The 12410-nt window shown below is 61.1% G+C and carries 11 protein-coding genes and 2 pseudogenes; 8 read left to right on the forward strand and 5 right to left on the reverse strand.

All coding sequences use genetic code 11. The annotated features are described in order from the left end of the window. Nucleotides 1-253 precede the first annotated feature (253 nt). The 3 genes from R1A29_RS04915 to R1A29_RS04925 form a co-directional block, all read right to left on the reverse strand. Nucleotides 254-1042 carry an OmpA family protein gene (locus tag R1A29_RS04915; protein ID WP_248744282.1) on the reverse strand — a complete coding sequence of 263 codons (789 nt, stop codon included), beginning with the start codon at nt 1040-1042 and terminating at the stop codon, nt 254-256. Between the two features lie 55 nt (nt 1043-1097). Next, entirely contained in the window at nt 1098-1502 is a 405-nt protein-coding gene (locus R1A29_RS04920) for a DUF4398 domain-containing protein (protein ID WP_085697302.1), read from the reverse strand. 367 nt (nt 1503-1869) lie between these two features. Beyond that, on the reverse strand, nt 1870-2214 hold the full coding sequence (locus R1A29_RS04925) for a pilin assembly protein (protein ID WP_085688799.1): 345 nt from the start codon (nt 2212-2214) through the stop codon (nt 1870-1872). Nucleotides 2215-2428: 214 nt separating this feature from the next. Between R1A29_RS04925 and ppc the strand changes: the two are divergent. From ppc to R1A29_RS04955, 6 genes and pseudogenes are all read left to right on the forward strand, one after another. After that, nucleotides 2429-5061: pseudogene (gene ppc / locus R1A29_RS04930) on the forward strand (phosphoenolpyruvate carboxylase). Between the two features lie 300 nt (nt 5062-5361). Beyond that, nucleotides 5362-6009 carry an adenylate kinase gene (gene adk, locus R1A29_RS04935; RefSeq protein ID WP_085712812.1) on the forward strand — a complete coding sequence of 216 codons (648 nt, stop codon included), beginning with the start codon at nt 5362-5364 and terminating at the stop codon, nt 6007-6009. Between the two features lie 93 nt (nt 6010-6102). Beyond that, nucleotides 6103-6777, forward strand: a complete 675-nt coding sequence (gene tsaB, locus R1A29_RS04940; RefSeq protein ID WP_438300811.1) for a tRNA (adenosine(37)-N6)-threonylcarbamoyltransferase complex dimerization subunit type 1 TsaB — start codon at nt 6103-6105, stop codon at nt 6775-6777. Between the two features lie 173 nt (nt 6778-6950). Next, nucleotides 6951-7259, forward strand: a complete 309-nt coding sequence (locus R1A29_RS04945) for a hypothetical protein (protein ID WP_085712814.1) — start codon at nt 6951-6953, stop codon at nt 7257-7259. Beyond that, nucleotides 7259-8119 (forward strand): DUF72 domain-containing protein, encoded by an 861-nt coding sequence (locus tag R1A29_RS04950; RefSeq protein ID WP_085712815.1) that lies wholly within the window; start codon nt 7259-7261, stop codon nt 8117-8119. The genes R1A29_RS04945 and R1A29_RS04950 overlap by 1 nt, the downstream gene beginning before the upstream one ends. A 30-nt stretch (nt 8120-8149) precedes the next feature. After that, nucleotides 8150-8986, forward strand: coding sequence for an isocitrate lyase/PEP mutase family protein (locus R1A29_RS04955; protein ID WP_438300812.1), 837 nt, complete (start codon nt 8150-8152; stop codon nt 8984-8986). A 12-nt stretch (nt 8987-8998) separates the two neighbouring features. Here R1A29_RS04955 and R1A29_RS04960 read toward each other — a convergent pair. Then, a pseudogene (locus R1A29_RS04960) lies at nt 8999-9612 on the reverse strand (energy transducer TonB). Nucleotides 9613-9705: 93 nt separating this feature from the next. Here R1A29_RS04960 and R1A29_RS04965 point away from each other — a divergent pair. Beyond that, a complete protein-coding gene (locus R1A29_RS04965) occupies nt 9706-10488 on the forward strand; it encodes a class I SAM-dependent methyltransferase (RefSeq protein WP_114881557.1) in 783 nt (260 codons plus the stop codon). A 73-nt stretch (nt 10489-10561) separates the two neighbouring features. Here R1A29_RS04965 and R1A29_RS04970 read toward each other — a convergent pair whose 3' ends face one another. Then, nucleotides 10562-11215 (reverse strand): TetR/AcrR family transcriptional regulator, encoded by a 654-nt coding sequence (locus R1A29_RS04970; RefSeq protein ID WP_438300813.1) that lies wholly within the window; start codon nt 11213-11215, stop codon nt 10562-10564. Between the two features lie 94 nt (nt 11216-11309). Here R1A29_RS04970 and R1A29_RS04975 point away from each other — a divergent pair, with 94 nt between their 5' ends. Continuing rightward, nucleotides 11310-12410, forward strand: a complete 1101-nt coding sequence (locus tag R1A29_RS04975; protein ID WP_114881559.1) for an efflux RND transporter periplasmic adaptor subunit — start codon at nt 11310-11312, stop codon at nt 12408-12410.

The raw sequence follows: 12410 nt of genomic DNA on the forward strand, positions 1-12410 counted from the left end.
GCAGGAATAGCCCTCACCCTAACTCTCTCCCAGAGGGAACTGACCGAGTTGTCTGACGCTATGCATCGACCTGAAAGATCGTGTCGATTATGGATTCGGTGAAGAAATCTCAGGTCGGTGCATTATCAAATATCCCCCGATCGGCTCCCTCTCCCTCTGGGAGAGGGCTGGGGTGAGGGGCAAGCCGAACTCTGTAAACGAAAAGCCCCGCCTGATCAACTCAGGCGGGGCTTTTTTCGTTGCCGCGTGAAGCTTAGTTCGAACTGACTGCTGAACGCGGCATCACCGGCTGGTTGTCGTTGGAAATGGTCACTTCCACCCGACGGTTCATCGCACGGCCCGAGACGCTGCCGTTATCCGCGACCGGGTATTCCTTGCCATAGCCCTGCACCACGATGCGCGAAGGATCGACGCCCATCTTGATCAGCGCAACCTGCACCGAAGTCGCACGACGCTCGGACAGCGACTGGTTGTACGAAGCGGCGCCGGTGCTGTCGGTGTAGCCCTCGACGATCACCTTGCGATCCGGGTTTTCCTGGAGGAACTGCGCCAGTTTATTGATGTTCACCAGACCGCTGGATTTCAGGTCGGCCTTGTTGGTGGCGAACAGCACGTCACCGAAGGTCACCAGCGTACCGCGATCGGTCTGCTTGGCGTTGAGGCTGTCCTGCAGCTGTTTGATCTGCTGATCGCGGGCATCCAGACGGGCCTGGGCACGCTGGGCGGCGGCGTTCTTCAGGTTGTTTTCAGCGGTGCGCAGGGCGATGGTCTGCTTGGCCACTTCCACGCGCTGGTTGGTCAGGTAGGCCAGTTGGTCGACCTTGGATGCATTTTCCTTGTCCAGATAGGCCTTGTCAGCCTTGTCCAGGTAATCGCTGGCGTCCTTGGTTTCCAGTGCCGCTACTTTGCTCGCCTGCGGGTTGGCCTGCAGGCCGGCGTAGTTGGTGCGCGCCTGTTCCAGGTTCGGGTTCGGCGGCGTGGAGCAGGCAGCCAGGGCAACGCTTGCGGCCAGGAGAGCGGGGATCATCAGTTGTTTACGCATAATCGTTCGTCCTTTCTATCGATAAGAGATTCAGCCTTGCGGTCGGGATGCGCGCTTATTGCACGGTGCGCTGACTTTCCTGACGCAGTTCCTGAACACCTTTCTGGGAATCCTTCACAGCCTGTTCGGCTTTCATCGCCTGAGCCTTGCGTTCGGCGACGCGGGCGTCCCACTCGGCTTGTTCGGCAAGGGTGCGGGCTTCGTCATACTTTTTGTCGTGCATGGCGATTTCGGCTTGTTTGAGCTTGTCCTGCGCCTGCTTCATTTCCACGGCGGCGAACTCGGTACCGCCGGCGCTGACCGCGCTGTTGACGGCCGATTGAGTCACCGCGTATTGCTCGGTCGGTGGATTGCCGGCACAACCGGCCAGCACGAAGCTGGTGCCGATGGCCAGGGCGGCCAGTTTCAGACCGCGCAGGTGGGAGAACGAGGTTTGGGTCTTCATGGTCTTCAACTCCATTGGTTAACTCCTTGGAAGCTTCGAAATCCATCCTGGTAGCGGAGCCGCAACCGTCATGTGCAAGTGCGTTTTGAAACGCTCGTTCCAGGCGTGGTTACCTGTTCCGACCGAAGGCTTTTTTTAAAAGTTCAGAAAAGATGGCTCATCGCCAAAAAATATTCTGACCGAATGGACAGGGCTCTAAACCGGGAACTTTGACGGGGGAGAGTGGTACGCGCGGGGGTAATAAGGCGTGTGATTTTTGAATTTGAATACAGTCAATGTGGGAGCGAGCTTGCTCGCGATAGCGTCGGATCAGTCACCTCTACAGTGCCTGACAAACCGCTTTCGCGAGCAAGCTCGCTCCCACGTTTCGATTTATGTTGTGTCAGTGTTTTTGCTTGCCGGCTGCGGTCGACAAATCATGTAGATGACGCCGCGACAACGCAAGAAAACGCGGCGTAGGACCAACGTCTTCATACAGCGGATCGCCCTCCTCATCGGTGGCAACCACGGTCGAGCCTTTCACATACGGCAGGCTCGCCTCGAACTCTTCAAGCGCCGCACCGATCAATTCGCCGAGCAGTTCTTCGGCGTGGCGTTTGGGGTACATCTCGGCAATCGCCGCCAGGCGCGCGGCGGCCTCCACATCCAGATGAATCGTGTAGCCGGTATCGGTCAGGCGACCCTTGGCGGTTTCTTCCCAATGCTGGGCGAGTTCACGGATTTTCATGATGACCTCATGTCGTACCTGCTCGTGGCAGGTCTGGGTGAGTGTCCGCCGTCAGGCGGCGGCAAGCCGTTGTGGGGCTTACTGTTGAGACTAGCTTCAGGGCGCAAGGTTTAAAGTCCCTTCGTCGTCTGCTTGTAAGAAGCGTTGCAGAGCGGCACTCTCTGTTCATCCACTCACTTGCGATCCGTCACCGATTACTGCTGGAGAGATGCTGATGACCGATATTGATGCACGCTTGCGCGAAGACGTTCACCTGCTCGGTGAGCTGTTGGGCAACACCATCCGTGACCAGTACGGCGAGGCGTTTCTCGACAAGATCGAGCAGATTCGCAAGGGCGCCAAGGCTGACCGGCGTGGCTCGATGGACGCCGAACTCAGCGCCAGCCTCAATCAGTTGAGCGAAGACGAATTGCTCCCGGTGGCGCGGGCGTTCAACCAGTTTCTCAACCTGGCGAACATCGCCGAGCAATACCAGCTCATCCATCGCCGCGAAGAGTCGCAAGCTGCGCCGTTCGAATCCCGCGTGCTGCCGGAATTGCTCGCCCGTTTGCGCGAGGAAGGGCACAGCGCCGACTCCCTCGCCCGCCAGTTATCGCGACTGGAAATCGAACTGGTGCTGACCGCGCACCCGACCGAAGTGGCCCGACGCACGCTGATCCAGAAGTACGACGCGATCGCTGCGAAACTGGCCGCCCAGGATCACCGCGACCTGACCAGCGCCGAGCGCGAGCAGATCCACAACACCCTGCAACGCCTGATCGCCGAAGCCTGGCACACCGAAGAAATCCGCCGCACCCGCCCGACGCCGGTGGACGAAGCCAAGTGGGGTTTTGCGGTGATCGAGCACTCGCTGTGGCAGGCGATTCCCAACCATATGCGCAAGGCCGATCAGGCACTGTTCGCCGCCACGGGCTTGCGTTTGCCACTGGAAGCCGCACCGATCCGCTTTGCTTCGTGGATGGGCGGCGACCGCGACGGCAACCCGAATGTCACCGCTGCGGTGACCCGCGAAGTACTGCTGCTGGCGCGCTGGATGGCGGCGGATCTTTACCTGCGGGATGTCGATCATCTCGCCGCTGAACTGTCGATGCAGCAAGCCAGCGATACGCTCAAGGCCAAGGCCGGTGACAGCGCCGAACCCTATCGCGCGGTGCTCAAGCAATTGCGCGAACGCCTGCGCGCCACACGCAACTGGGCCCATGCCTCCTTGACTGCGACGACCCCGGCACCGGCCGATGTATTGCACAACAACCGCGACCTGCTTGATCCGCTGGAGCTGTGCTACCACTCGCTGCACGAGTGCGGCATGGGCGTGATCGCCGACGGACCGTTGCTCGATTGCCTGCGCCGGGCCGTGACCTTCGGCCTGTTCCTGGTGCGCCTCGATGTACGCCAGGATTCGTCGCGACACACCGCCGCCATGACCGAAATCACTGATTACCTCGGCCTCGGTCGCTATGAAGACTGGGATGAAGAACAGCGCATCAGCTTCCTGACCCGCGAACTGCAAAACCGTCGACCGCTGCTGCCGGCGCATTTCAAGCCTTCGGCCGACACCGCCGAAGTGCTCGCCACCTGCAAGGAAATCGCCGCCGCGCCGGGGGCTTCGCTGGGTTCCTATGTGATCTCCATGGCCGGTGCCGCCTCGGATGTGCTCGCGGTGCAACTGCTGCTGAAGGATTCTGGTGTGCTGCGGCCGATGCGTGTAGTGCCGTTGTTCGAAACCCTGGCCGACCTCGACAACGCCGGCCCGGTGATCGAGCGTCTGTTGCTGCTGCCGGGTTATCGCGCACGTCTGCAAGGCCCGCAGGAAGTGATGATCGGTTATTCCGACTCGGCCAAGGACGCCGGCACCACCGCAGCGGCCTGGGCGCAATATCGGGCTCAGGAGCGGCTGGTGGAAATCTGCCGCGAGCAGCAAGTCGAACTGCTGCTGTTTCATGGTCGCGGTGGCACCGTGGGCCGTGGCGGTGGCCCTGCTCACGCGGCGATCCTGTCACAGCCGCCGGGTTCGGTGGCCGGACGCTTCCGCACCACCGAGCAGGGGGAAATGATTCGATTCAAATTCGGCCTGCCGGACATCGCCGAGCAAAACCTCAATCTGTATCTGGCTGCCGTGCTCGAAGCGACCCTGCTGCCACCGCCGCCACCGACGCCGGAGTGGCGGCATCTGATGGACGAATTGGCCGCCGACGGTGTGGCTGCTTACCGCGCCGTGGTGCGGGAAAATCCGCAGTTCGTCGAGTATTTCCGCCAGTCGACACCCGAGCAGGAGTTGGGACGCCTGCCATTGGGCAGCCGTCCGGCCAAGCGTCGCGCCGGTGGCATCGAAAGCCTGCGGGCGATTCCGTGGATCTTCGGCTGGACCCAGACGCGTTTGATGCTGCCAGCGTGGCTCGGTTGGGAAACCGCATTGAGCAAGGCGCTGGAGCGCGCGGCGAAGGCGAGCTGCTGGGGCAGATGCGTGAGCAGTGGCCGTTTTTCCGAACTCGCATCGACATGCTGGAAATGGTCCTGGCCAAGGCCGACGCCGACATTGCGCTGTCCTACGACGAGCGACTGGTTGAGTCGGACTTGTTACCTTTGGGTGTGCACTTACGCGACCTATTGTCGCAGGCATGTTCCGTGGTCCTAGGCCTGACCGGTCAGTCGCAACTGCTGGCACATAGCCCGGACACCCTGGAATTCATCCGCCTGCGCAACACCTATCTCGACCCGCTGCATCTATTGCAGGCTGAACTGCTGGCGCGTTCGCGACAGCCGAACGTCGAGCAGGACAGCCCGGTAGAACAGGCGTTGCTGGTGTCTGTGGCGGGGATTGCCGCCGGTTTGCGAAATACCGGCTAAGGTTTTCTGCGTGGGGCGGGGCACCCGGGGCAAACGTCGGGTGCCGTTTATCGAGCGTGGGAAAAATGCGGGCAAGCGACAGTTAATGATGGGGTTGCGACTTGGGGAACCGCGTCGCAAGGTCGCGGCAGGCGCCGGTTTCTCCGACTTTTGGCGTCTTGTGTGGGCGCAGCCTGCTGTGTATCTTGGTCAGCCTCTGGCCGTTTGGGCGGTCACGACCCTATTTCCAGGATTTCGCCCCATGAGGCGAATCCGTTGTTTTGCAAAAGCTTTTTATAAAAAAATTGAGGAGCACATCTAATGCGCGTCATTCTGCTGGGAGCTCCCGGGGCCGGTAAAGGTACTCAGGCTAAGTTCATCACCGAGAAATTCGGCATTCCGCAAATCTCCACCGGCGACATGCTGCGTGCTGCGGTCAAGGCCGGCACCGAACTGGGCATCAAGGCCAAGAGCATCATGGATGCCGGCGGCCTGGTGTCGGATGACCTGATCATCGCACTGGTAAAAGACCGCATCGCTCAGGCTGACTGCGCCAACGGTTTCCTGTTCGACGGTTTCCCGCGCACCATTCCTCAGGCTGAAGCGCTGGTGACTGCCGGTGTCGAGCTGGATGCCGTGGTTGAAATCGCCGTTGAAGACGAAGAAATCGTTCAGCGTATCGCCGGCCGTCGCGTTCACGAGGCCAGCGGCCGCGTGTACCACATCGTCTACAACCCGCCGAAGATTGCCGGCAAAGACGACATCACCGGTGAAGAGCTGGTGCAGCGCAAGGACGACACCGAAGAAACCGTGCGTCATCGCCTGTCGGTCTACCATTCGCAGACCAAGCCGCTGGTGGATTTCTACCAGAAGCTGTCGGCCGCCAACGGCAAGCCGAAGTACAGCCACATCCCGGGTGTCGGTTCGGTTGAAGCGATCACCGCCAAGGTTCTTGAAGCACTGAGCTGAAAAACCTGATCCGCTGCATCATCCACGGCCCGCTTGCGGGCCGTAGTTGTTTATACTGGCGCACTTTTCCCCACCTGATTTACGGACACATCGATGAGCACCTTGCTGGCCCTGGACACCGCGACTGAAGCTTGCTCCGTTGCCTTGCTGCATGACGGCAAGGTCACGAGCCATTACGAGGTGATCCCGCGCCTGCACGCGCAGAAACTGCTGCCGATGATCCAGCAATTGCTGGCCGACGCCGGTACCACGCTGCAAGCGGTGGACGCGATTGCCTTCGGTCGCGGCCCGGGTGCGTTCACCGGCGTGCGCATCGCCATCGGCGTGGTGCAAGGCCTGGCGTTCGCGCTGGATCGTCCGGTGTTGCCGGTGTCGAACCTGGCGGTACTGGCGCAACGGGCTTATCGCGAACACGGCGTGAGCCAGGTCGCGGCAGCCATCGATGCGCGCATGGATGAAGTGTACTGGGGCTGCTATCGCGAGACGGCCGGGGAGATGCGTCTGGTCGGCACCGAGGCGGTGTTGCCGCCGGAAGTCGCTGTGCTGCCGGACGATGCTACAGGTGACTGGTTCGGTGCTGGCACGGGTTGGGGCTACGGCGAGCGCATCGCTGTCAACCTGAACGGTTCCGACGCAGGCATGCTGCCCCACGCCGAAGATCTGCTGACGCTGGCGCGATTCGCCTGGGAACGTGGCGAGTCGATTCCGGCCGACGATGCCCAGCCGGTTTACCTGCGCGATAAAGTCGCCACGCCGAAAGCCCGCTGATGATTTCGACCCTGTGGCATTCGCCGCAGGGTCATGCCAAAGCCTGCCAATCGTCCGTTTCCAACCCCGCGCTTTAAACCTTTTGTCTTTTATGTGTTCTAGTTATCACTCGGCGATTTGCTAAGTCGGTCAGGTGCCGCTAAATTGCCATCATCGATACCGAGCATGACTTTATGCGTATAGACGGCGTTTCCACTCATTCCTACCCCATCAAGCGCAAGCCTCGCAAAGGCAATCCGGCGCTGGATGAATCCGTCGAGGATATTGAAGGCGAGCTGGAATTCCCCACCGAAGCGCAACTGGCTGCCCGCGCCGCCAAGGCCTCTGCGCAACGCCTGAGCAATCTGCCCGCCCGCCAACAAGACATGATTTATCACCGTGCGATGAAGAAAAGCGTGGCCATGGCCCTGGCCAGCTACCTGAGTACCGCCGGGTTTGTCGATTGGGACGCAGACGTGCTGGGCCTCGACCTGTACATCTGATGGATCTGCCTTACTACCTCGGTTGCCCGTCCTGGAGTGAAAACGCCTGGCGCGAGTATCTGTATCCGGTAGACGCCAAGACCTCCGATTTCCTCGGTCTGTATTCGCAAGTGTTCAACGCCGTGGAAGGCAACACGACTTTCTACGCCAGCCCGTCGCCGGCCACCGTGCAGCGTTGGGCCGAGGTCATGCCCGAGCACTTTCGTTTCACCGCCAAATTCCCCGGCGACATCAGCCACGGCGGTGACCTGCGCGATCAACTGACCGCCGCCGAAACCTTCATCCAGTTGCTCAGCCCGCTCGGCGAACGCGTATCGCCACTGTGGCTGCAACTGTCGAAAAGCTTCACTCCGCAACGTTTGCCAGAGCTCGCAGCCTTCATCGACGCGTTTGATCGACCGCTGGCGGTGGAAGTGCGCCATGAGCAGTTCTTCGCCAAGGGCGAGAGTGAACGCCTGCTCAATCGCCTGTTGCTGGATCGCGGTGTGGAGCGCATCTGTCTCGATCCGCGAGCGTTATTCAGTTGCCTGTCCACCGAGTCTTCGGTGATCCACGCCCAATCGAAAAAGCCCCGCGTGCCAACCCGCCCGGCAGCGTTCACCCAATTCCCGCAGGTACGCTTCATCGGTCATCCCGAGCTTGAGGCCAACGATCCGTTCCTGGTGCCGTGGGTGGCGAAGATTGCCGAGTGGATCGAAGAGGGCCGCACGCCGTACATTTTCCTGCACACCGCCGATAACATCCTGGCGGCGAAGCTTGCGCAGCGATTCCATGCACAGCTGATGCAACGTTTGCCTGGCCTGCCATCGCTGCCTGAGCTATACAGAGAACCCGCCGCCGAGCAACTTGGCTTGCTCTGAGGCGGTTTTTTTCTGCCCAGGAGCCTGCCGATGGACGCCCAAGCCCGCAAAGAACAAGTCCGTAAAGCCGAAGCCTTCAAAGCCTTGCATGAACGCCCCGGGATTTTCGTGATTCCCAATCCGTGGGATGCCGGTTCCGCGAAGATGCTTGCCAGCCTGGGTTATCAGGCGCTGGCGACCACCAGTGCCGGTTATGCGTTTTCCCAAGGTAAACCCGATGGCGCTTTGGGGCTTGAACAGACTCTGGACAACGTTCGGGCGATTGCCGCTGCCACGGATTTGCCGGTGGCAGTGGATCTGGAAAACGGTTTTGCCGACGCTCCGGCCGAGTCGGCGCAAAGTCTTTTGCGAGCCGCCGAAGCGGGCGCCGTGGGTGGCTCCATCGAAGATGCCACCGGGCGCCCGGATGCGCCGATCTACTGTTTCGAACACGCCGTGGCGCGGATCGAAGCCGCGGTTGCCGCTGTTCGAACCTTACCGTTTCCCTTCACCCTGACGGCCCGCGCGGAAAACTACCTGCACGGCAATCCGGACATTAACGACACCATTCGCCGCCTGCAGGCGTTCGCCGAAGCGGGCGCCGACGTGCTCTATGCTCCGGGTCTGAGGACGGCTGAGGAAGTGTTGGCGGTGGTGCGAGCGGTGGCGCCGAAACCGGTCAACGTGCTGATGTCCGGTGGCCTGAAACTGACTGTGCAGCAACTGGAGGAAATGGGTGTGAAGCGCATCAGTACCGGCTCGGCGCTGGCACTGGCGGCGTTTGGCGAGTTCTTCCGGGCTGCCGAGGAAATCCAGCAATCGGGCACGTTCGGCTTCACTTCGCGTTCAATGCCGTACGCGAAGGCCAATCAGTTTTTCAAGGGCTGAAGCAGGGCGGAATCAGGCGGCGATACGCAGGTTCTGCTGAACGATCGGGCGCACCCAGCCGTTATCGAAGTCCAGGGCTTTCTGCTGCTCGACGATCTCTTCCGGCGGGAACGGCGGGTAAGGCTGCAGCAGATCCAGGTCGAACTCGGCAATCGGCAGGTACAGTGGCTTTTTCTGCGGGGCAGGGCCCGGTTCCGGAATCGGCTGGCCGTTGTTGATCACGACAGGACGAACCCAGCTGCTGTCGAAATCCTGTTGTTTTTGCTGAGTCTTGATGTCTTCCGGCGGGAACGGTGGGTATGGCTCGGCCAGGTTCATGTCGATTTCGGCAATCGGCAGGAACAGTGGTTCGGGGGGCGTACCTCGGTTTCCACCACATCGCATTCGCGCTGGTCGATGATGTGCGCGTGCAGTTCGCTGCCGATAGTCGGCTCTTCAGGGCTTTCCAGATCGACCGGTGGGAATGTCCCGCAGGCAGGCACCACATCACTCGATTGTTCGGCCAGTGCCTGGGCGAAGAAATCCTGCCACAGGTGGCTGATGCCGCCCAATGCTTGAGTGTTATGACGGCTGAAGTCGCCTGTGGGCGAAATGTAGCCAATCGATGTGGGAAGAATGCCTGACATTTTTTTCGGTCGACGCTCAGCTCTGGCAAAATGCGCGTTGATTGGGTTATCGGCGGTTTTTGCCGATCCTTAACTTTTTTGAGCGTGTTTTCCATGATTGAGCAACCTGCGGCCTGCCGCATCCATGTCGAAGCCCTCGGCCCGACGTTCGAAGCGCAGGCCGAGCAGTGGGCGCAGCGCCTGAATCTGCCGTTGCAGGTGGCCGACGGCGAGTTTGCCTTGCAGGTCGGCGAGCAGGGCTTGCAGCTGCAACAGCTGGGGCCGGATGCGCCGGGGCCGGTGCGGGTCGACTTCGTCGAGGGTGGCGCGGCCCATCGTCGGTTGTACGGCGGTGGCAGCGGACAGATGATCGCCAAGGCGGTCGGTATCGCCCAAGGCGTGCGTCCGCGGGTGCTGGATGCCACGGCGGGGCTCGGGAAGGATGCGTTCGTGCTGGCGAGCCTGGGCTGCGAGATGAGCCTGATCGAGCGTCAACCGCTGATCGGCGCGTTGCTGGAGGATGGTCTGGCCCGTGCGGCGGAAGATTTCGACGTGGCACCGATCGTGGCGCGGATGACGCTGCTCAAGGGCAACTCGATCGACGTGATGCGCAACTGGGAAGGCGAGCCGCCGCAGGTGATCTACCTCGACCCGATGTTCCCGCACCGTGAGAAAACCGCGCTGGTGAAGAAGGAAATGCGCCTGTTCCGCCCGCTGGTGGGCGATGATCCGGATGCACCGGCCTTGCTGGAAGCGGCGCTGGCGCTGGCCACGCACCGGGTGGTGGTCAAGCGTCCGCGCAAGGCGCCGTGCATCGAAGGGCCGAAGCCGAGCCATGCGCTGGATGGCAAATCCAGCCGCTATGACATCTACCCGAAGAAAGCGCTCAAGCCATAAAAGCTAGCTACAAGCTACAAGCTACAAGCTACAAGCTACAAGCGATGCGGGCGCTGGTACTTGCCGCTTGTAGCTAGCGGCTTGAAGCTGCTTCTCTGCGATAGGCCCGCATGAACAACTCGACCACTTCCTGCACATGGCTTTCCGCCGCCTCGCCGGTCAGTGGTTCGCCGCAGCCATACAGCAACCGGAAATTCCCCGCGCCCTTGATCAGGCAGAAGAAGTGTTCGGCGGCGTTGTGCGGGTTGTCGATGCGCAGCGCACCGGTCTCATCGATCCGCCGCAGAAGCCGCTCCATGCCTTGCACCATGCGCTGCGGGCCGGCCTCGAAGAAGATCAGCGACAGCTTCGGATCCTGACTGCCCAGCGCCATGATCAGGCGATGCAGGTTCACCGATTCATCGCTGTTGATCAGGTGATGAAAGCCTCTGGCAATGTTCAGCAACACATTTTCCACCGCGATGCCGTCCGGCAATTCGAAGAACAGCGGCGGCAATTGCTCCTCGCATTTGGCGACGACAGCGGCGGAGAACAGCGTCTCCTTGTCATTGAAATGGCTGTAGACCGTCAGCTTCGACACGCCAGCCTCGGCGGCCACTGCGTCCATGCTGGTGTTGGCATAGCCGTGACTCAGGAACAGGATTTTCGCCGCTTCGAGAATCGCCTGGCGCTTGGCCGGATCCTTTGGGCGGCCGGGGCCGTTTGGAGCTGAAAGATTGTTCGACATTCTTCGCTTTTAATACTGGACTGGTGAGTTTGCTATTAATAACATACCGGCCAGTATAATTATTCCAAGCCTCCTTAGCGAAAGGTCCTTCACCATGTTCCGCCATGCGTTGTCCTTTGCAGTGCCAGTCACTCTGGCGTTTTTATTGTCGGCATGTGGCAAGGAAGAGGTGACGCCAGTCAGCGTGCGACCGGCCATGGTGGTGCAGCCAGAGCCTTCGGCGCAGGCGATGGAAAGTTATCCGGGCGAGGTTCGCGCCCGCTACGAACCGGATCTGGCGTTCCGCATTGGCGGCAAAGTCAGCCGACGACTGGTCGAGGAAGGCCAGCGCGTGAAGGCCGATCAACCCTTGGCCGAACTCGATCCGCAGGACGTACGCCTGCAACTGGAAGCCACCCGTGCCCAGGTCACCGCCGCCGAAGCCAATCTGAATCTGGTGCGCGCCGAGCGTGACCGTTACAAGACCCTGATGGAACGGCAGATGGTCAGCCGCTCGGCCTATGACAATGCTGAAAACCTCTACCGCTCCGGTGAGGCCCGCCTCAAACAGATCAAAGCCGAATTCAACGTCTCGACCAACCAGGCCAGTTACGCTGTGTTGCGCGCGCCTCAGGACGGTGTAGTGGCCAAGCGCTCGGTGGAAGTCGGGCAAGTGGTCGCCGCCGGGCAGACCGTATTCACCCTCGCCACTGATGGCGAGCGCGAAGTGTCGATCAGCCTGCCGGAGCAAAGCTTCGGCCGCTTCAAGGTCGGCCAGCCTGTTTCCGTGGAGCTGTGGACGCAACCGAACCAGCGCTTCGCCGGGAAGATCCGCGAGTTGTCCCCGGCCGCCGACCCTAAATCCCGGACCTTCGCCGCCCGCATTGCCTTCACCGCCGGCAACGTGCCGGTCGAGCTCGGCCAGAGCGCACGAGTCTTCGTGCAGACCGCCGACGTGATCCCGCTGTCGGTGCCGCTCTCGGCCCTGACCGCCGAAAACGGCGCGACCTACGTCTGGGTCGTCAGCGCCAACAACACCTTGAAGAAAACCCCTGTGCGTGTCGGCCCGTTCGGCGAGAAAACCGTGCCGGTGCTCGAAGGCCTCAACGCCAGCGACTGGGTCGTGGCCGCCGGCGTGCATGTGCTGCTGGAAGGGCAGCAGGTGCGTCCCGTGGATCGCTCCAACCGTGTGGTCAATCTGGCGGACAAGGAGTAA

Origin of the sequence: Pseudomonas sp. NMS19W (assembly GCF_051554255.1) — a bacterium.
GTDB lineage: Bacteria > Pseudomonadota > Gammaproteobacteria > Pseudomonadales > Pseudomonadaceae > Aquipseudomonas > Aquipseudomonas kribbensis.

Coding starts and splice junctions, on each gene's coding strand:
- tsaB (WP_438300811.1), top strand. CDS start 6,103: ATGAGCACCTTGCTGGCCCTGGACACCGCGACTGAAGCTTGCTCCGTT.
- R1A29_RS04920 (WP_085697302.1), bottom strand. CDS start 1,502: ATGGAGTTGAAGACCATGAAGACCCAAACCTCGTTCTCCCACCTGCGC.
- R1A29_RS04915 (WP_248744282.1), bottom strand. CDS start 1,042: ATGCGTAAACAACTGATGATCCCCGCTCTCCTGGCCGCAAGCGTTGCC.
- R1A29_RS04925 (WP_085688799.1), bottom strand. CDS start 2,214: ATGAAAATCCGTGAACTCGCCCAGCATTGGGAAGAAACCGCCAAGGGT.
- R1A29_RS04975 (WP_114881559.1), top strand. CDS start 11,310: ATGTTCCGCCATGCGTTGTCCTTTGCAGTGCCAGTCACTCTGGCGTTT.
- R1A29_RS04950 (WP_085712815.1), top strand. CDS start 7,259: ATGGATCTGCCTTACTACCTCGGTTGCCCGTCCTGGAGTGAAAACGCC.
- adk (WP_085712812.1), top strand. CDS start 5,362: ATGCGCGTCATTCTGCTGGGAGCTCCCGGGGCCGGTAAAGGTACTCAG.
- R1A29_RS04945 (WP_085712814.1), top strand. CDS start 6,951: ATGCGTATAGACGGCGTTTCCACTCATTCCTACCCCATCAAGCGCAAG.
- R1A29_RS04970 (WP_438300813.1), bottom strand. CDS start 11,215: ATGTCGAACAATCTTTCAGCTCCAAACGGCCCCGGCCGCCCAAAGGAT.
- R1A29_RS04955 (WP_438300812.1), top strand. CDS start 8,150: ATGGACGCCCAAGCCCGCAAAGAACAAGTCCGTAAAGCCGAAGCCTTC.
- R1A29_RS04965 (WP_114881557.1), top strand. CDS start 9,706: ATGATTGAGCAACCTGCGGCCTGCCGCATCCATGTCGAAGCCCTCGGC.